The 18,205-nt window shown below is 69.8% G+C and carries 16 protein-coding genes; 6 read left to right on the top strand and 10 right to left on the bottom strand.

Features of this window, described 5'->3' with window-relative positions; genetic code table 11:
* From ACIBK5_RS18890 to ACIBK5_RS18905, 4 genes are all read right to left on the bottom strand, one after another.
* The gene (locus ACIBK5_RS18890) at positions 1 to 441 is read right to left on the bottom strand and encodes a DUF948 domain-containing protein (protein WP_399021002.1); all 441 of its coding nucleotides are present in this window, start codon (positions 439 to 441) and stop codon (positions 1 to 3) included.
* A gap of 189 nt (positions 442 to 630) precedes the next feature.
* Positions 631 to 1,245 carry a 30S ribosomal protein S4 gene (gene rpsD / locus ACIBK5_RS18895; protein ID WP_053668303.1) on the bottom strand — a complete coding sequence of 205 codons (615 nt, stop codon included), beginning with the start codon at positions 1,243 to 1,245 and terminating at the stop codon, positions 631 to 633.
* 298 nt (positions 1,246 to 1,543) lie between these two features.
* Complete coding sequence (locus ACIBK5_RS18900) at positions 1,544 to 2,896, bottom strand: replication-associated recombination protein A (RefSeq protein WP_399021003.1); 1,353 nt, start codon at positions 2,894 to 2,896, stop codon at positions 1,544 to 1,546.
* Between the two features lie 57 nt (positions 2,897 to 2,953).
* Positions 2,954 to 3,610 carry a vitamin K epoxide reductase family protein gene (locus ACIBK5_RS18905; RefSeq protein WP_399021004.1) on the bottom strand — a complete coding sequence of 219 codons (657 nt, stop codon included), beginning with the start codon at positions 3,608 to 3,610 and terminating at the stop codon, positions 2,954 to 2,956.
* A gap of 142 nt (positions 3,611 to 3,752) precedes the next feature.
* On the opposite strand from ACIBK5_RS18905, the gene ACIBK5_RS18910 reads away from it, so the two are divergent.
* Genes ACIBK5_RS18910 through ACIBK5_RS18925 form a run of 4 tightly spaced genes read left to right on the top strand, consistent with a single transcriptional unit; the run spans position 3,753 to position 7,274 of the window.
* A complete protein-coding gene (locus ACIBK5_RS18910) occupies positions 3,753 to 4,619 on the top strand; it encodes an ABC transporter ATP-binding protein (protein ID WP_399021005.1) in 867 nt (288 codons plus the stop codon).
* Positions 4,616 to 5,461, top strand: coding sequence for an ABC transporter permease (locus ACIBK5_RS18915; protein ID WP_399021006.1), 846 nt, complete (start codon positions 4,616 to 4,618; stop codon positions 5,459 to 5,461). The genes ACIBK5_RS18910 and ACIBK5_RS18915 overlap by 4 nt, the downstream gene beginning before the upstream one ends.
* Positions 5,458 to 6,654, top strand: coding sequence for a sensor histidine kinase (locus ACIBK5_RS18920; protein ID WP_399021007.1), 1,197 nt, complete (start codon positions 5,458 to 5,460; stop codon positions 6,652 to 6,654). Before ACIBK5_RS18915 ends, ACIBK5_RS18920 begins: the two co-directional genes overlap by 4 nt.
* A complete protein-coding gene (locus ACIBK5_RS18925) occupies positions 6,651 to 7,274 on the top strand; it encodes a response regulator (RefSeq protein WP_399021008.1) in 624 nt (207 codons plus the stop codon). Before ACIBK5_RS18920 ends, ACIBK5_RS18925 begins: the two co-directional genes overlap by 4 nt.
* Before the next feature lie 170 nt (positions 7,275 to 7,444).
* Here ACIBK5_RS18925 and hisS read toward each other — a convergent pair whose 3' ends face one another.
* Together hisS and ACIBK5_RS18935 are read right to left on the bottom strand one after the other, a co-directional pair.
* Positions 7,445 to 8,707, bottom strand: coding sequence for a histidine--tRNA ligase (gene hisS / locus ACIBK5_RS18930; protein WP_399021009.1), 1,263 nt, complete (start codon positions 8,705 to 8,707; stop codon positions 7,445 to 7,447).
* Between the two features lie 11 nt (positions 8,708 to 8,718).
* Positions 8,719 to 9,426: an MBL fold metallo-hydrolase gene (locus ACIBK5_RS18935; protein ID WP_399021010.1), complete on the bottom strand. Its 708-nt coding sequence runs from the start codon at positions 9,424 to 9,426 to the stop codon at positions 8,719 to 8,721.
* Between the two features lie 167 nt (positions 9,427 to 9,593).
* Here ACIBK5_RS18935 and ACIBK5_RS18940 point away from each other — a divergent pair, with 167 nt between their 5' ends.
* Positions 9,594 to 10,439: a peptidylprolyl isomerase gene (locus tag ACIBK5_RS18940; RefSeq protein WP_399021011.1), complete on the top strand. Its 846-nt coding sequence runs from the start codon at positions 9,594 to 9,596 to the stop codon at positions 10,437 to 10,439.
* Positions 10,440 to 10,574: 135 nt separating this feature from the next.
* Positions 10,575 to 11,804, top strand: coding sequence for a DUF349 domain-containing protein (locus ACIBK5_RS18945; RefSeq protein WP_399021012.1), 1,230 nt, complete (start codon positions 10,575 to 10,577; stop codon positions 11,802 to 11,804).
* 63 nt (positions 11,805 to 11,867) lie between these two features.
* On the opposite strand, the gene relA is transcribed toward ACIBK5_RS18945, so the two are convergent.
* From relA to secD, 4 genes are all read right to left on the bottom strand, one after another.
* Positions 11,868 to 14,384 carry a GTP pyrophosphokinase gene (gene relA, locus ACIBK5_RS18950; RefSeq protein ID WP_399021013.1) on the bottom strand — a complete coding sequence of 839 codons (2,517 nt, stop codon included), beginning with the start codon at positions 14,382 to 14,384 and terminating at the stop codon, positions 11,868 to 11,870.
* Positions 14,385 to 14,577: 193 nt separating this feature from the next.
* Positions 14,578 to 15,117 carry an adenine phosphoribosyltransferase gene (locus ACIBK5_RS18955; protein ID WP_399021014.1) on the bottom strand — a complete coding sequence of 180 codons (540 nt, stop codon included), beginning with the start codon at positions 15,115 to 15,117 and terminating at the stop codon, positions 14,578 to 14,580.
* Complete coding sequence (gene secF, locus ACIBK5_RS18960) at positions 15,114 to 16,220, bottom strand: protein translocase subunit SecF (RefSeq protein WP_399021015.1); 1,107 nt, start codon at positions 16,218 to 16,220, stop codon at positions 15,114 to 15,116. Before secF ends, ACIBK5_RS18955 begins: the two co-directional genes overlap by 4 nt.
* A gap of 1 nt (position 16,221) precedes the next feature.
* On the bottom strand, positions 16,222 to 17,988 hold the full coding sequence (gene secD, locus ACIBK5_RS18965; protein ID WP_399021016.1) for a protein translocase subunit SecD: 1,767 nt from the start codon (positions 17,986 to 17,988) through the stop codon (positions 16,222 to 16,224).
* Between the last annotated feature and the right edge of the window lie 217 nt (positions 17,989 to 18,205).

Raw genomic sequence — 18,205 nt, forward strand, 5'->3', positions numbered from 1 at the left:
TCAGTCCCTCTTCCCTCGGGCGCCGCGTCGAGAGACCGTGCGGCCCACGATCACGGTACGCCTGGACGCCTTGGCGGGCACGTCCTCCTTGCGGCCGCCGAGGGCCCGGCGCACGCCGTAGCCGAAGGCGGCGACCTTGACCAGGGGGCCGCCGAAGGTGGAGGCGACGGTGGTCGACAGCGCGGAAGCGTTCGACGTCACCTCCTGGACGTCGGAGGCGATCGAGTCGACCCGGTCGATCTGGGTCTGCGCGGAACGCACCGCCGAGGAGGCGTCGGCCAGCAGCGGGACGGCCTGGTCGGTCACATCCGCCACGAGCTTGGTGGTCGCCCTGAGCGTCTGGGCCACCCTCGCCAGCGCGACGGCGAGGAAGGAGACCAGGATCGCCCAGAAGACGGCCACCAGGATTCCGGCCACCTCTCCACCGGACACTGTGTGCACCCGCTCCCTGAAACGTGCCTGAACATCTGCCTGAATACGAGAAAGTCGTGCCCCGAGCCTATCGCGCCGGGGGTGCGGCTCCGTACCGGATTGCCGCCCGGCGACGGCGGATTCGCGAAAGCCCGCCGCCTCGCCCGACCGGAAGGGACGGGGAGACGGCGGGCTGTGGTACCGCGTGCCTGCCGAAGATCAGCGGGCGTAGTACTCGACGACGAGCTGCTCGTCGCAGATCACCGGGATCTCCTTGCGGTTCGGCTCACGGTCCAGGCGGAACGCCAGGGCCTTGAGGTTCACCTGGAGGTAGCGCGGGGTCTCGCCGTCGGGGGCGAAGCCACCCTCACGGGCGATCGTGAAGAGCGTCTTCTCCTTGGAGCGCTCGCGCACCTGCACGACGTCGTCCGGACGGACACGGAAGGAGGGCTTGTCGACCTTCTTGCCGTTGACCGCGATGTGGCCGTGGACGACCATCTGGCGGGCCTGGTAGATCGTGCGGGCGATGCCCGAACGCAGGACCAGCGCGTCGAGACGGCGCTCGAGCTCGATGATCAGGGCCTCACCGGTCTTGCCCTGGACCTTGGATGCGCGGTCGTAGGCGCGGACGAGCTGGCGCTCGGACACGTCGTACTGCGCGCGCAGACGCTGCTTCTCGAGCAGACGGACCTTGTAGTCCGAGTTCTGCTTGCGGCCGCGGCCGTGCTCACCCGGCGGGTAGGGACGGGCCTCGAAGTACTTGACGGCCTTCGGGGTCAGCGCGATGCCGAGGGCACGCGACTTCTTGACCTTGGGGCGGGACTGGTTCGCCACTGTTTCTCTTTTCCTGGTTTCGGCTTGTCAGGGTTGTGGGAGGTCGCATCCGCAGCCGGGGAAACCTTCCGGGTCCACTGGGGACCTGTCGGGCAGCCGCTCCCCTGGTCTGGGCACATACGTGCAGCACGCGAGTGGCCCACCGGCCGGTCCCGTCGTGCGACAGGTGGTGGTGGGCTGCCCGCGACACCGTTCGACGGTGCGCGACGCTCCTGGAGCCGGTCCGAGGATCGGCTCCGGCCGACTGTCCCGTTCTGACTGCACGGGACGCGGCACTCCGGCCGAGTTTACAGGGTGCTCAGGACCGCTTTCGACCGAGGTTCTTCCGGGTCCACTCGACCGCGTCCGCGTAGCGGGCCTCCGCGCCGTGCCGGGTCGGGGCGTAGTACTCGCGGTCCTTGAGCGCGTCCGGGGCGTACTGCTGGGCGGCGATGCCCTCGGTCAGGTCGTGCGGGTAGACATAGCCCTGGCCGTGGCCGATCTTGGTCGCGCCCTTGTAGTGGCTGTCGCGCAGATGCGCGGGCACGGACCCGGCGAGCCCCTTGCGTACGTCCTCCAGGGCGGCGCCGATCGCGGTGGTCGCGGCGTTGGACTTGGGCGCCAGGGCCAGGGCGATCGTGGCGTGGCTGAGGGTGAGGGCGGCCTCGGGGAAGCCGATCATGGCGACGGCCTGGGCGGCGGCGACCGCGATCTGCAGGGCGTTCGGATCGGCGAGGCCGATGTCCTCGCTGGCGGAGATCATCAGGCGGCGGGCGATGAAGCGGGGGTCCTCGCCGGCCTCGATCATCCGGGCCAGATAGTGCAGGGCGGCGTCGACGTCGGAGCCGCGGATCGACTTGATCAGGGCGCTGGCCACGTCGTAGTGCTGGTCGCCGTCGCGGTCGTACTTGACGGCGGCCCGGTCGACCGTCTCCTCCAGGGTGGTCAGGCCGATCTCCGCCTCGCCCTTGTCGAGGGCGGCTCCGGCGGCCGCCTCCAGGGCGGTGAGGGCGCGGCGGGCGTCACCGCCGGCGATGCGCAGGAGGTGGCTCTCGGTCTCCTCGGGGAGGGCGACGGCGCCCTTGAGGCCTCGCTCGTCGGTGAGGGCGCGCTGGACGAGGCCCTTGATGTCGTCGTCGGTGAGCGGTTCGAGGGTGAGTAGCAGGGAGCGGGAGAGCAGGGGCGAGATCACCGAGAAGTACGGGTTCTCCGTCGTCGCCGCGATCAGCGTCACCCAGCGGTTCTCGACGGCCGGGAGCAGGGAGTCCTGCTGGGCCTTGCTGAAGCGGTGGATCTCGTCGAGGAAGAGGACGGTCTCCTTGCCGTAGCCGCCGGAGGCGCGGCGGGCGCCGTCGATGACCGCGCGGACCTCCTTGACGCCCGCGGTGATCGCCGACAGTTCGACGAAGCGGGCGTCGGTGGCCTTGGAGACGACATACGCCAGGGTGGTCTTGCCGGTGCCGGGCGGGCCCCAGAGGATCACGGAGGAGGCGCCGGCGGGGCCGGAGGCCTCGCCGACCAGTCTGCGCAGGGGCGAGCCCGGCTTCAGCAGATGCTGCTGTCCCACGACCTCGTCGAGGGTGCGCGGGCGCATCCGGACCGCCAGGGGGCTGCTGGACGGTTCCTTCTCCTGGCGTTCTTCTGCTGCGGCGGTGAACAGGTCGGGCTCCACGTCAGAAACCCTAAATCACGGCACTGACAATCCCGCGGGGCCCCGGAGCGGCCGGGGTCAGCTGGTCCAGAAGTCCCACCAGCGGGTCAGGATCAGCATGCCGATGATCCCGATGTGCAGCACGGGCAGGACCCAGGTGAACTCGCCGAAGAAGCTCTTGAGCCAGGTCGGGGCCGGGAGGAAGCCCTTGCGGATGTTGAACGACGTCACGTACCAGAACATGAGGATCGTCGCGACCCAAGCCAGGGAGCACCACAGGCACAGTGCGTTGATCCGGTACAGGGACTGGAACATCAGCCAGGCGCAGAAGACGACGCCGAACAGACAGCCGGCGTTGAAGGTGAGCCAGTACCAGCGCGGGTAGCGGGCGCGGGCGAGGAGGCTGATGCCGACGGCGATGACGATGCCGTAGCAGACGAGGCCGAGCATCGGGTTCGGGAAACCGAAGACGGCGGCCTGCTTGCTCTCCATGACGCTGCCGCAGGAGACGACGGGGTTGAGGCTGCAGCCGGGTGTGAACGTCTTGCCCTCGACCTTGGCCTCGAGGAGCTTGAACTTGTCGATCGTGATGACCCAGGCGGCGAGCAGTCCGGCCGCGCCGGTGATCACCAGCAGCAGGGCGAGGGCCCGGCTGCCGCCCTCGGTGCGGGGCGCGGTCGCGGCGCGCTCCGTCTCGGGCTCCATGGAGACGTCCTTGACTGTCGTCTTGCTCATCACGCCGATTCCGTCGCTTGAGGCCTGACCATCTTCGGGCATGGCCATTGTGCCGCACACGGGCCTCTGTCCACCGTTCAGTGGACATAAGCATGTCCGCACGGTCGGCCCTGAGCGCTCGGTTCCGGCCGATGATCGTGACATGACAGCACACGGGTACGACCTCGCCGTGGACGTGCGAGGGCTGTGCAAGCGCTACGGGGACGTGACCGCCCTGGACGGCGTCGATCTGGGCATCCGGCGCGGCGAGGTGTTCGGCCTGCTCGGGCCGAACGGCGCGGGCAAGAGCACCACGGTGGAGATCCTCCAGGGCAACCGGGCCCGGGACGCGGGCGAGGTGTCCGTGCTCGGGTCGGACCCGGCGACCGCAACGCGCGCGTGGCGCTCACGCGTCGGAATCGTCTGGCAGGACGAATCCGCGCCCGCCGAGTTGACGGTCCGGGAGACCGTGCGGCACTTCGCCCGCTACTACCCGCGGCCGCGCGACCCCGAGGAGGTCATCGGCCTGGTCGGTCTGGAGGCGAAGGCGGACAGCCGGATCAAGGCGCTGTCGGGCGGTCAGCGCAGGCGCCTGGATGTGGCGCTCGGCGTGATCGGCGGCCCGGACCTGCTGCTCCTGGACGAGCCGACGACCGGCTTCGACCCGGCGGCCAGGCGGCAGTTCTGGTCGCTGATCCGCGCCCTGGCCGACGACGGCACGACGATCCTGCTGACCACCCATTACCTGGAGGAGGCGGAGGCCCTCGCCCACCGGCTGGCCATCGTCGCCAAGGGCCGGATCGTCGCCGAGGGCGAGCCCGGGGCGCTGCGGGAGCGGTTCGGCACCGAGGCCGTGGTCGAGTGGACGGAGCCGGACGGCACGCCGCGCGTCGCGCGCACCGAGACGCCGACCCGCACGATCGCCGGGCTCCTGCACCGCTTCGACGGCGAGATCCCGGGGCTGACGGTGAGCCGCCCCACGCTGGAGGACGTCTATCTCCGGCTCACCGGTCAGGAGGAGCTGGGATGACCGCGACCGTCGTACGGGAACGCGGTGAGGTCGGTGGCGAGCGGCTGCCAGGGGTCTGGGGGCTCGGGCTGGGGCGAGGTGCCCTGGAGATCAGGCAGTTCTTCCGGCAGCGCGACCAGGTGGTGTTCACCTTCGCCTTCCCGGTTGTCTTCCTGTTCCTGTTCGCCTCGATCTTCAAGGACGACGTGGAGGGGGCGGGCATCACCGCCTCACAGTTGTACGTCCCGGCGATGATGGCCGCCGGCATCATGTCGACGAGTTTCCAGGCGCTCGGCATCTCGATCGCCGTCGAGCGGCAGGACAAGGTGCTGCGCCGCCTGCGCGGCACGCCGATGCCGCCGACGGCCTACTTCCTCGGCAAGATCTGGCTGGTTCTTTTCACGGGTCTGCTGGAGACGGTGATCCTCCTCGCGATCGGCACCGCCTTCTACGACGTTGCCCTGCCCTCGGACGCGGGCCACTGGTTCGACCTGGCGTGGATCTTCGTGCTGGGGATCACGGCGTGCGCCCTGCTCGGCATCGCGATCAGCTCGGTGCCGAAGTCCGCGAACAGTGCCAGTTCCGTGGTCGTCCTGCCGTTCCTGGTGCTGCAGTTCATCTCCGGGGTGTACATCGCCATCGGCACCATCCCGGACTGGATGCTGACCGTCGGTGCGCTGTTCCCGCTGAAGTGGATGTGCCAGGGGCTGCGCGGCGTGTTCCTGCCGGAGTCGGCGCAGGTGCTGGAGCAGGCGGGGAGTTGGGAACTCGGACGCGTGGCTCTGGTGCTCGCCGCGTGGTGCGTCGGAGGATTGGCGCTGTGCCTGCTGACGTTCCGCTGGAAGGACCGGCGCGAGGGATGAGCGATGCGGCGGATGCCGGCAGCGCCTACACCTGGGAGCGCTCGTTCCGGCTCTGGGACACGTACTTCGCGCTCATCTGGGTCGTCACCGTGGCCTATGTGCTGGCCGCGGAGCATCCCGGCTGGCCGGTCCGTGCGATCGCCGCGGCGCTGCTCGTCCCGCTGGTCCCGCTGTACGTGGGGGTGGGGCGTGGTCTGATCCAGGGCGATCCGCCCGACCAGCGGCGGGCGATCGGCTACCTGGGGGCCGCGTCGGCGCTGTTCCTGCCTTCGGCGGTACTCGCCGGTGAGACGCGGCTGCTGGCCTTCGCGCTGATCCCGCAGTGCTTCATGACGCTGCGGTTGCGGTCGGCGCTGGTGGCCGTGGCCGGGATCAACCTCGTGCCCGTGGCGGGCTGGGCGCTGCTCTGGCGTCCCGACACGAGGGATGTGGTCTTCAACCTCCTCTTCTGCCTGGTCACCCTGGTGTTCTCGGTGGCGCTCGGCAGCTGGACGATCCGGATCATCGAACAGAGCCAGGAGCGTGCCGAGTTGATCGCGGAGCTGGACGCGAGCCGGCACGAGGTCGGCCGGCTGTCCGAGGCCCATGGGGCGCTGGCCGAGCGGGAGCGGCTGGCCCGGGAGATCCACGACACGCTCGCGCAGGGGTTCACGAGTCTGGTGATGCTGGTCCAGGCGGTCGAGGCGGAGCTGGATCATGACCTGCCCGAGGCACGGCGCCATCTGCGGCTGATGGACGAGACGGCCCGGCAGAACCTCGCCGAGGCCCGGGCCCTGGTCGCCGGGGGCGCTCCCGCCGACCTGGAGGGCGCGACTCTGCCGGACGCGCTGCACCGGCTCGCCGCGCGCCATGACGCGAGGCTGGAGGTGACCGGGCCGGTGCGGATGCTGCCCGCCGGACCCGAGGTCGTCGCGCTGCGCACCTGCCAGGAGGCGCTGGCCAACGCGCGTAGGCACGCGGGGAGTTCGGTGACGGTCGGCGTGTCGCTGGCGTACGGGGACGATTCGCTCATGGTGTCCGTGCGGGACGACGGCTGCGGTTTTGAGCCGGCAGCGGTCCGCGGCGGATACGGTCTCGCGGGGTTGCGGGCCCGGGCCGTCGAGGTGGGCGGGACCGCCGAGGTGCGCAGTGCCCCGGGTGACGGCACGGCCGTGATCGTCCGGCTGCCGGTCGTGAGGAGGGAGATGCCGTGATCCGGATCATCCTGGCCGACGACCATCCCGTCGTACGGGAGGGGCTGCGGGCGATGCTCAGTGCCGAGCCGGACCTGGAGGTCGTCGCCGACGCGTCCAGCGGTCCGCAGGCGGAGGCGCTGGCGGCGGAGTTGCGGCCGGACATCGTGCTGATGGATCTGCGGATGCCGGGTGGTGGCGGTGTGGACTCCATCGTGCGGATGACGCGGGCCGGGCTGCCGTGCCGGGTGGTGGTGCTGACGACGTACGAGACCGACCGGGACATCCTGCGGGCGGTGGAGGCCGGGGCGGCGGGCTATCTGCTGAAGGACCTGCCGCGTGCGGAACTCGCGGAGGCCGTACGGGCGGCGGCCCGCGGGGAGACGGTGCTGGCGCCGTCCGTCGCGGCCCGGCTGGTCGACCAGTTGCGGACGAAGCCGGAGCGGCCGCGGCTGTCGGAGCGTGAGACGGCCGTGCTGCGGCTGGTCGCCGAGGGGTGCACGAACGCGGAGATCGGGCGCCGGTTGTTCATCGGCGAGTCGACGGTGAAGACGTATCTGCTGCGGATCTTCGGCAAGCTGGGGGTGGACGACCGGACGGCGGCGGTGACGTGCGCGATGCGGTTCGGGTTGCTGGACTGAGGGATTCCTCGCCCCCGCCGCCCCTACCCGTCCCATCCCCAGGGGCTCCGCCCCTTCGACCCCGCTGGGGGCTGCGCCCCCCAGACCCCGCTTCGGCCTGAACGGCCTCGTCCTCAAACGCCGGACGGGCTGGAGGGAGGGGACGAAGCCGCCCAGGTGTGAGCGGCGGCTCAGCCCAGCCGGGCCTCGAGTTCCGCCACGATCTCGTTCACGCCCACCGCCGTCTGCTCGCCCGACTCCATGTCCTTGAGCTGGACGACGCCCTCGGCGAGGTCCCTCTCCCCCGCCACGACCGTGTAGCGGGCGCCGCTGCGGTTGGCGTTCTTCATGGCGCCCTTGAGGCCCTTGGAGCCGTAGGAGAAGTCCGCGGCGATGCCGTTCTTGCGGAGTTCCGTGACCTTGGCGAACAGGACCCGGCGGGCCTCCTCGCCGAGCGGGACGGCGAACACGCTGGTGGTCGCGGGGAGTTCGAGCTCGACGCCCTCCGCCTCCAGGGCGAGGACCGTGCGGTCGACGCCGAGGGCCCAGCCGACGGACGGCAGGGCCGGGCCGCCGATCATCTCGGAGAGACCGTCGTAACGGCCGCCGCCGCCCACCGCGGACTGGGAGCCCAGGCCGTCGTGGACGAACTCGAAGGTGGTGCGGGTGTAGTAGTCCAGGCCGCGGACCAGCTTGACGTCGTCCTCGAAGGCGACGCCCGCCGCCGTGATCAGCTCGCGGACCTCCTCGTGGTACGCCTTGCACGCGTCGCAGAGGTAGTCGCGCAGCAGCGGGGCGTCCCCCAGCTGCTTCTGGACCGACTCACGCTTGTCGTCCAGGACGCGCAGCGGGTTGATCTCCGCCCGGCGCAGGGTGTCCTCGTCCAGGTCCAGGCCGCGCAGGAAGTCCTGCAGCGCCGACCGGTACACCGGGCGGCACTCCTGGTCGCCCAGGCTGTTGAGCAGGATCCGGAAGTCGCTCAGGCCCAGCGAGCGGTACGCCTGGTCGGCCAGGATGATCAGCTCGGCGTCCAGCGCCGGGTCCTCCGCACCGATCGCCTCGGCACCGACCTGGGAGAAGTGGCGGTAGCGGCCCTTCTGCGGACGCTCGTAGCGGTAGTACGAGCCGGAGTACCAGAGCTTGACTGGGAGGTTGCCCGCCTTGTGCAGGTTGGCCTCCAGCGCGGCACGGAGGACGGAGGCCGTGCCTTCGGGGCGCAGGGCCAGCCTGTCGCCGCCCTTGGTCTCGAAGGCGTACATCTCCTTCGTCACGATGTCCGTCGACTCGCCGACACCGCGTGCGAAGAGCTCGACGTTCTCGAAGCCCGGCGTCTCGATGTAGCCGTAGCCGGAGTCCCGCAGCGGCGCGGCGATCGCCTCACGGACCGCCAGGTACTTCGCGGAGTCCGGCGGGATCAGGTCGTACGTGCCCTTGGGGGCCTTGAAGGTGCTCACGGAAGGTCTCGTCACATTCCTCGTCGGGGAGCGGGCTGAGCTCCCTGGCCGGCGGCCACCTGCCGCAGATACGGATTGGTGGCGCGCTCCTGGCCGATGGTCGTCTGGGGGCCGTGGCCGGACAGCACCACGGTCGAGTCGTCGAGCGGCAGGCACACGCGGCCCAGCGAGTCGAGCATCTCGGCCATGTCACCGCCGGGCAGGTCGGTGCGTCCGATGGAGCCGGCGAACAGCAGGTCGCCCGAGAACAGGATCGGCGGGATGTCCGCCGCCTCGGGCATACCGAAGGTCACCGACCCCTTGGTATGGCCGGGCGCGTGCGCGACGGACAGCTCCAGGCCCGCCAACTCCAGCTTCACCCCGTCGGCCAGCTCCTTGACGTCGTCCGGCTCCCCCACGGTCAGCTCGCCCAGGAGCGGCATCCCGATGGAACGGCCGATCCCCTTCTCGGGGTCGTTCATCATGTACCGGTCGTCTGGGTGGATCCAGGCCGGCACGTCGTGCGCGCCGCACACCGGGACGACCGAGGCCACGTGGTCGATGTGGCCGTGGGTGAGGACGACGGCGACGGGCTTGAGACGGTGCTTTCTGATCGCTTCCTCGACGCCGTCGGCGGCCTGATGACCGGGGTCGATGATCACGCACTCCTCACCGGCGGCGGGGGCGACGAGATAGCAGTTCGTCCCCCAGGCCCCGGCGGGGAACCCGGCAATGAGCACGATCGTCCTTCGTTGTGTCGATACGGGAGGCTGCGGCTGGTGACAGAGCCTACCGGCGCTGCCGATTCCTCAGCGAACCCATATACGGTACGGGGCACACGCAGGCGGTCGGCACACAGGTCGCACGCGTACCGGTCGATGTTCGAGACCCATGAGGAGAGAACCCGGTGGTCAGCCAGGAACAGCGGCGGCGTCAGCTCGCCCGGGAGAAGTTCTTGCGGCAGCAGCAGCGACGCACGGACGCTCGACGCAAGGCCCGTATCCGCAACTCCGTGATCGCCTCGGCTCTCGGCGTGATCGTGGTGCTCTCCGTGACGGTCTTCCTGACCAAGCCGTTCGAGGACGACGGCAAGACGGAGAACGCGAACGCGGACGTCACACCGAGCGCCACGCCCAGCAAGGCCCCGGACCCGTGCGAGAAGCCCGCCGCGGGCAAGGTCGAGTCGCAGACCTGGAAGAAGGAACCTGCGATGTCGATCGACGAGTCGGCGAAGTACACGATGAAGCTGGACACGACGTGCGGTGAGATAGACGTCGCGCTGAAGGCGTCGGCGGCGCCGCACACCGTCAACTCGTTCAACTACCTTCTCGGCAAGGGGTACTTGGACCACAGCAAGTGCCACCGGCTCACCAGCCAGCAGATCTACGTCCTGCAGTGCGGTGACCCGCAGGGCACCGGCATGGGCGGACCCGGCTACACGATCCCGGACGAGAACCTCAAGGACAAGAGCCTCAAGGGCGGGGTGTACCCGGCGGGCACGGTCGCGATGGCGAACCAGTACAGCGCCCAGACGAAGCAGGGGCGGGACAGCGGCGGCAGTCAGTTCTTCCTCGTCTACCAGGACAGTCAGCTGCCGCCCGACTACACACCGTTCGGTACGGTGTCCGAGGCGGGCATGAAGGTCCTGACCAAGATCGCCAAGGCCGGAGCGGAGGCTCCCGACCCTCAGACGGGCAACACGGCGCCCAACGCGACGGTCGTGATCAACAAGGCCACGATCACCAAATCCTGACCCCCAACTGCGAAATTTCGGTCGCGCGGGATGCGGACACGCCCCCCGCCGGTCGCCTATGTTGGCCGTGACGAAACTGTGGACGATGCCCGGGGGTGCTGAGGCCCCTCGCAGGCATCATGTGGAGGAGGCGCTGTGAGCAGCGACCCGTGGGGCCGCGTCGACGAGACGGGGACCGTGTACGTGCGTACGGCCGACGGCGAGCAGGTCGTCGGTTCCTGGCAGGCAGGCTCCCCCGAGGAGGCGCTGGCCTATTTCGAGCGCAAGTACGAGGGCCTGGTTGTCGAGATCGGCCTCCTCGAGAAGCGAGTGAAGACCACCGACCTGTCGGCCAAGGACGCCCAGGTCGCCATCGACCACATCCGGGAGCAGGTCGACGCGCACCACGTGGTGGGCGACCTGGACGCCCTTCGGGTCCGGCTGGACAAGCTCGTGGAGCAGGTGGAGGCGCGCCGCGAGGAGCGCAAGGCGCAGCGGGCGAAGCAGTCCGACGAGGCACGCAAGTCCAAGGAGGCGCTGGTCGCCGAGGCGGAGGAGCTGTCGCAGTCCGACCAGTGGCGGGCGGCCGGTGAGCGGCTGCGGGCCCTGGTGGACACCTGGAAGGGCCTGCCGCGCCTGGACCGCAAGTCCGACGACGACCTGTGGCACCGGTTCTCGCACGCGCGGTCGGCGTTCTCCAAGCGGCGCAAGCAGCACTTCGCGCAGCTGGACTCCCAGCGCGAGGAGGCACGGCGGACCAAGGAACGGCTGGTCTCCGAGGCCGAGGCGCTGTCGAACTCGACGGACTGGGGTGTGACGGCCGCGCGCTACCGCGAGCTGATGGCCGAGTGGAAGGCCGCGGGCCGTGCGCAGCGGGAGCACGAGGACGATCTGTGGAACCGCTTCCGCGGCGCCCAGGACGTCTTCTTCGCGGCCCGCAGCTCGGTGTTCGCCGAGCGGGACGCCGAGCAGGCGGAGAACCTGAAGCTCAAGGAGGAGCTGGCCGAGGAGGCCGAGAAGCTCCTGCCGGTCACGGACCTGAAGGCGGCCCGGGCCGCGTTCCGTTCCGTCAACGAGCGCTGGGAGGCCATCGGCCATGTGCCGCGCGACGCCCGGCCCAAGGTCGAGGGCCGGATGCACGCTGTCGAGCGTGCCCTCCAGGAGTCCGAGGAGGCCGAGTGGCGCCGGACGAACCCGGAGGCACGCGCGCGTGCCGAGGGTCTGACCGGCCAGCTCCAGGCCGCGGTGGACAAGCTGCGGGGCCAGATCGAGCAGGCCCGCGCCCAGGGCAACAACTCCAGGGCCGACAAGCTCGAGCGTGAGCTCGAGGGCCGCCAGGCGCTGCTGGACCAGGCGCAGAAGGGCCTGCAGGAGTTCGGCGGCTGAATCAGCACCTCGAAAGGGGGCTCCCGTACCTGTGCGGTACGGGAGCCCCCTTTCGCGTGGTCCCTATGACCTGCTGCGCGCCGACGTCACCCGGTACACGTCGTAGACGCCCTCCACGCCCCGGACCGCCTTCAGCACATGGCCGAGATGCTTCGGGTCGCCCATCTCGAAGGTGAAGCGGGAGGTGGCGACGCGGTCGCGGGAGGTCTGGACGGCCGCGGAGAGGATGTTGACGTGCTGGTCGGACAGCACGCGGGTGACGTCCGACAGCAGCCGGGAGCGGTCCAGGGCCTCGACCTGGATGGCGACCAGGAAGACCGAGGACTGGGTGGGCGCCCACTCGACCTCGAGGATGCGCTCGGGCTCGCGGGACAGTGACTCCACGTTCACGCAGTCGTTGCGGTGAACCGATACACCACTACCGCGGGTCACGAAGCCGATGATGGGGTCGCCGGGTACGGGCGTACAGCAGCGGGCCAGTTTGACCCACACGTCTTCGACGCCCTTCACGACGACGCCCGGGTCGGCGCTGGAGCGGCGTTTGCGGCTGCGTCCGCGGGCCGGCGGGACCGACTCGTCGATCTCCTCGGTGGCGGCCTCCTCGCCGCCGAGGGCCTGGACCAGCTTCTGCACGATGTTCTGCGCGGAGACATGGCCCTCGCCGATCGCCGCGTACAGCGCGGAGATGTCCGCGTAGCGCATCTCGTGCGCGAGGGTCACCAGGGAGTCGCCGGTCAGGATGCGCTGGATGGGCAGGTTCTGCTTGCGCATCGCGCGGACGATGGCGTCCTTGCCCTGCTCGATCGCCTCGTCGCGGCGCTCCTTGGAGAACCAGGCCCGGATCTTGTTGCGGGCGCGCGGAGACTTGACGAAGCCGAGCCAGTCGCGGGAGGGGCCGGCGCCTGCCGCCTTGGAGGTGAAGACCTCGACGAGGTCGCCGTTGTCGAGGGTGGATTCGAGCGGCACCAGGCGGCCGTTCACCCGGGCACCGATGGTGCGGTGGCCGACCTCGGTGTGGACCGCGTACGCGAAGTCCACCGGGGTGGCGCTGGCGGGGAGCGCTATGACGTCGCCCTTGGGGGTGAAGACGAAGACCTCGTTGCGGGAGAGGTCGAAGCGCAGGGACTCCAGGAACTCGCCCGGGTCCTCGGTCTCCTTCTGCCAGTCCAGGAGCTGGCGCAGCCAGGCCATGTCGTTCAGGTGGTCGTCCTTGCTCTTGCCGGACGACTTGGGGGCGTCGGTGCGTACCTTCGAGGCGCCGGCGACGGCCTCCTGCTTGTACTTCCAGTGCGCGGCGATGCCGTACTCGGCGCGGCGGTGCATGTCGAAGGTGCGGATCTGCAGCTCGACGGGCTTGCCGCCGGGGCCGATCACCGTCGTATGCAGCGACTGGTACATGTTGAACTTGGGCATCGCGATGTAGTCCTTGAACCGGCCGGGGACCGGATTCCATCGCGCGTGCACCGTGCCGAGGGCCGCGTAGCAGTCGCGGACGGTGTCCACGAGGACGCGGATGCCCACCAGGTCGTAGATCTCCGCGAAGTCACGGCCGCGGACGATCATCTTCTGGTAGACGCTGTAGTAGTGCTTGGGGCGGCCGGTCACGGTCGCCTTGATGCGGGCCGCCCGCAGGTCCTGCTGGACCTCGTCGGTGACGATGGCCAGGTACTCGTCACGCTTCGGTGCCCGCTCGGCCACCAGCCGTACGATCTCGTCGTACATCTTGGGGTAGAGGATCGCGAAGGCGAGGTCCTCCAGTTCCCACTTGATGGTGTTCATGCCGAGGCGATGGGCGAGCGGCGCGTAGATCTCCAGGGTCTCGCGCGCCTTCTTCTCCTGCTTCTCGCGCTTGAGGTAACGCATGGTGCGCATGTTGTGCAGGCGGTCGGCGAGCTTGATGACCAGGACGCGCGGGTCCTTGGCCATGGCGACGACCATCTTGCGCACGGTCTCGGCCTGGGCCGCCTCGCCGAACTTGACCTTGTCCAGCTTGGTGACGCCGTCGACGAGGAGGGTGACGACGTCGCCGAAGTCACGGCGCAGGTCGTCCAGGCCGTACTCGGTGTCCTCGACCGTGTCGTGCAGCAGGCCCGCCATCAGCGTGGCGGGATCCATGCCCAGCTCGGCGAGGATGGTCGTCACGGCGAGGGGGTGCGTGATGTACGGGTCGCCGCTCTTGCGCTTCTGGCCGCGGTGCCAGCGCTCGGCGACCTGGTAGGCCTTCTCGATCTGGCGGAGCGTGGCGGTCTCGATCTTCGGGTCGTTGCTGCGCACTATCCGCAGCAGCGGCTCCAGCACCGGGTTGTACGGGTTGGCGCGCTGGACGCCGAGGCGGGCGAGGCGGGCACGGACGCGGTTGGAGGAGCCGGTGCGGGCGGGCTGGCCCCCGGCCTGGCGCACCGCGGGAGGGGCCGGCTTGGGACGCGACTGCTCGGCGGTCTTGTCGACGGGCGCCGACTGGGCATGCTCGACCGGCCCGCGGGTGTCGTTCTTCGCGTGCGGCGCGTTCGGCGCGGGCTTGGCCGCTGCCGAGGCGGACTCGGGCTTGGCGGCGGTCAGGTGCTGGGCCTCGTCTGACAAGAGGGCTCCTCGTGCGCGTTCCGGGTCCCCCGGTCAGGCTCCGGAGACCCCATGGTAGCGATCCTGTGCCCCAGGATCGCCTTCAGGCCAATGTGAGGACCGTCTACCCCGGGAACGTGAGAGGCGGGCACCGGATTCCTCCGGGCCCGCCTCCGCGGTGTCGTGCCGGTGTCCACCGGGCTGCTGTGGCTTGTCAGACCGTGAGCAGGGCCTCCAGCGGCGCACCGCGCAGTGCCGGCTCCAGACGGGCCCGGCCGTCGAGGAAACCGAGCTCCATGAGGACGGCGAGACCGGCGACCTCGGCGCCGGCCCGGCGGATGAGCTGGACCGAGGCCTCGGCGGTACCGCCGGTGGCGAGGACGTCGTCGACGATCAGGACGCGGTCGTCGGCGACCAGGTCCTCGGCGTGCACCTCGATCTCGGCCGAGCCGTACTCCAGGTCGTAGGCCTGGCCGAGGGTGGCTCCGGGGAGCTTGCCCGCCTTGCGTACGGGGATGAAGCCGAGGCCGGCGCGGACGGCGACCGGGGCGCCGAGGATGAAGCCGCGGGCCTCAAGACCGACGATCTTGGTGGCGCCGGCACTCTCGGCGATCTCGGCGAGGGCGTCGGTGAGCGCGGTGAACGCCGCCGGGTCCGCCAGGAGCGGGGTGATGTCCTTGAACATCACACCCGGCTCCGGGTAGTCGGCCACGTCCCTGATGCGGCTGAGCAGCAGTTCCTTGATGTCGGTCATCGGCGCTTCCCCGAGGGGCGGCCCCGGCCGCGAGTGCGGGACGCGGGCTGGTTGCGCGGCCCGACGACAGCCGGAGCGACGTCCTCGGGCTCGTCGGCGTAGGCCTCGTCCCCGGTCTCCGTCTCAGGCGTCTCGCCCTTGGCCCGCTTGGCCAGGACGCGCTTCTTCAGGGCCTTCATCTGTGGCTCGCGCTCCTTGAGGTCGGCGACGAGCGGCGTGGCGATGAAGATCGAGGAGTACGCACCGGCGGCGAGACCGACGAACAGCGACAGCGAGATGTCGTTGAGCATGCCGGCGCCGAGGACACCGCCACCGATGAACAGCAGGCCCGCGACGGGCAGCAGGGCGACCACCGTGGTGTTGATGGAGCGGACCAGGGTGCTGTTGATCGAGCGGTTGGCGACGTCGCTGTAGGTCCAGCGGGTCTGCTTGGTGATGTCCTTGGTCTGTTCCTTGAGGCTGTCGAAGACCACGACCGTGTCGTAGAGCGAGTAGCCGAGGATCGTGAGCAGACCGATCACCGTGCCGGGCGTGACCTCGAAGCCGACGAGGGCGTAGATGCCGACCGTGATGGTGATGTCGTGGATCAGTGCGACGAAGGCGGCGATGGCCATGCGCCACTCGAAGGCGATCGCCAGATAGATCACCACGAGGACCAGGAAGATGCCGAGGCCCTGCCAGGCCTTGTTGGCGATCTGCTCACCCCAGCTGGGGCCGACCAGTTCGGCGTTGATCTGCTCCGTGTCGATCTTGAAATCGCCGGCGAGCGTGTTCTTGATCTTGTTTGCCGCGTCGGTGTCGATGCCCGCGACCTGGATACGAAGAGTGCCGTCGCCGAGCTTCTGGACGATCGCGTCGTGGCCGGAGGCATCCTCCGCGTACGCCTCGGCCTGGGACACCGAGGCGCTGGTGTTCTTCGGAGTGGTGAAGACGGCGCCGCCCTGGAACTCGATGCCCATGTTCAGGCCGCGCACCGCCAGGCCCGCCACGGCCAGGATGGTGATCAGGATCGAGACGCCGTACCAGATCTTGCGGTTCTTGACGAAGTCGTAGCCGACCTCGCCGCGGTGCAGTCGGGCGCCGAGGTTGCCGAGTTTCGACATCTCAGGCCTCCTTCGGGTCGGCAGGGGCGGCGGGGCGGCGAGTACGACGCAGCGGCGGCTGGGCGCCCAGGCTCTTGGGGTCGAGACCGGACCACTTGTGGCCGTTCGCGAAGAACGGGCGACGGGCCATCAGGGTCAGCAGCGGCTTGGTGAAGAGGAACACGACGACCACGTCGAGCAGGGTCGTCAGACCGAGCGTGAACGCGAAGCCCTGGACCTTGCCGACGGTGACGGCGAAGAGCACCGCGGCGGCGAGGAACGACACGAAGTCGGAGACCAGGATGGTGCGCCGGGCGCGCGGCCAGGCCCGCTCGACGGCGGGGCGCAGGGAGCGGCCTTCGCGGATCTCGTCACGGACACGTTCGAAGTACACGATGAACGAGTCCGCGGTGATGCCGATCGCGACGATGGCGCCGCACACGGCCGGCAGGTTCAGCGCGAAGCCGATGGCCGGGCCGAGCAGGGCCATGAGCGTGTAGGTGAGGGCCGCAGAGACCAGCAGCGAGAGGATCGCGATGAACGACAGGCCGCGGTAGTAGGCCAGCAGATAGATGACGACCAGCGCGAGACCGATCGCGCCGGCGATCAGCCCGGCCTGCAACTGGTCACCGCCCAGCGCGGCGGTCACGGTCGTCATGCTGTCCACCTTGAAGGTCAGTGGCAGCGCGCCGTAGCTCAGCATGTTGGACAGTTCCTGCGCGGACTGCTGCGTGAAGTTGCCGGAGATCTCCGCGTTGCCGCCGGTCAGGGCCTGCCTGACGGACGGGTCGGAGACCACGTCGCCGTCCAGGACGATCGCGAACTGGTTCTGCGGCTGCTGGTTCTGCGCCAGCTTGCCGGTGATCTCGCCGAACTTCTTGGCGCCCGCGTCGGTGAAGTCCATCTGGACCGTCCAGCCGGCGCCGGTCTGGGTGTTCAGGGTCGCCTGGGCCTTGTCGACGTCGGTGCCGTCGACCGCGGCGGGGCCGAGGATGTACTTCTGCCACTGGCCCCCCGAGTTCTGGCCGCAGGCCAGGGTCATCTCAGAGGCCTTGACGCCGTCGCCCACGGTGGAGCGGGTCTTCTCGTCGGTGCAGTCGAGCTTGGCGTACTGCTCCTGGAGCTTGCTCGCGTCGTCGCCGGAGGCGCCGCCGGTGGCGGACGGGGAGGGGCTGGCCTTGCCCTTGTCCGAGGCGCCGGCGGACGGCGTCGCGTCGGCCTTCAGCGCGTCCGTGACCGCGCGGCCCTGCGTCGTCGGGCTCGCCGACGGGGAGGCGGAGTTCTTGTCGGTGGCCTCGGGCTTGTCGGTGGCCTTGCCGGACGGCTTGTCCGACGGGCTTCCGGAGGGGTTCGGCGAAGGGCTGGCCTTGCCGGCGCCGCCGGAGACCTCGGTGGTGAGGACCGGGCGGAAGTACAGCTTGGCGGTGGTGCCGACCTGCTTGCGGGCCTGCTCCGAGTTGGTGCCCTTGGGAATGTTGACGATGATGTTTTCCCGGCCCTGCGTCTGGACCTCGGACTCGGAGACGCCCAGACCGTTGACACGGCGCTCCATGATGGAGACCGCCGTGTTCATGTTGGTCTGATTGATCGCCGACTCGTTGCCGGCCTCGGGGACCGCGCGGAGCGTGATGCTCGTACCGCCCGCCAGGTCGATACCGAGACGCGGTTTCGTGTGCCCCGAGGCGAACATCCCACCGGTGAGCGCCACGAGGGCGATCAGGATCAGGACCAGCGAGCGCCCCGGCTTGCTCTTGGCGCTCGCGCTTCGGCCCTTTTTAGGTGTGGCCACCTTCTCGTACTCCCTCTCGGGCCACCTCGCTCCGGATCGGCGGACGGGCGGCCATGACATGGTGTCGGGACTCCGTGCGAGCTGGGCGTGTCCCGGGGTGGGGGGGGGGGGGGGCCCCCCCCCCCCCGCCCCCCCACCCGCCCCCGCCCCCCCCCGCGCAGTGATGGCATCGGCCACGGCCGACAGCTACACGGCGCACGCAAGCGGTGCAGGTGAC

It is taken from the genome of Streptomyces sp. NPDC050546, assembly GCF_044457425.1.
Lineage (GTDB): Bacteria > Actinomycetota > Actinomycetes > Streptomycetales > Streptomycetaceae > Streptomyces.

What these genes read in the sequence shown, in the direction of transcription:
- ACIBK5_RS18920 (WP_399021007.1), top strand. Translation starts at nt 5,458, where the DNA reads ATGAGCGATGCGGCGGATGCCGGCAGCGCCTACACCTGGGAGCGCTCG.
- ACIBK5_RS18910 (WP_399021005.1), top strand. Translation starts at nt 3,753, where the DNA reads ATGACAGCACACGGGTACGACCTCGCCGTGGACGTGCGAGGGCTGTGC.
- ACIBK5_RS18955 (WP_399021014.1), bottom strand. Translation starts at nt 15,117, where the DNA reads ATGACCGACATCAAGGAACTGCTGCTCAGCCGCATCAGGGACGTGGCC.
- ACIBK5_RS18905 (WP_399021004.1), bottom strand. Translation starts at nt 3,610, where the DNA reads ATGAGCAAGACGACAGTCAAGGACGTCTCCATGGAGCCCGAGACGGAG.
- ACIBK5_RS18915 (WP_399021006.1), top strand. Translation starts at nt 4,616, where the DNA reads ATGACCGCGACCGTCGTACGGGAACGCGGTGAGGTCGGTGGCGAGCGG.
- secF (WP_399021015.1), bottom strand. Translation starts at nt 16,220, where the DNA reads ATGTCGAAACTCGGCAACCTCGGCGCCCGACTGCACCGCGGCGAGGTC.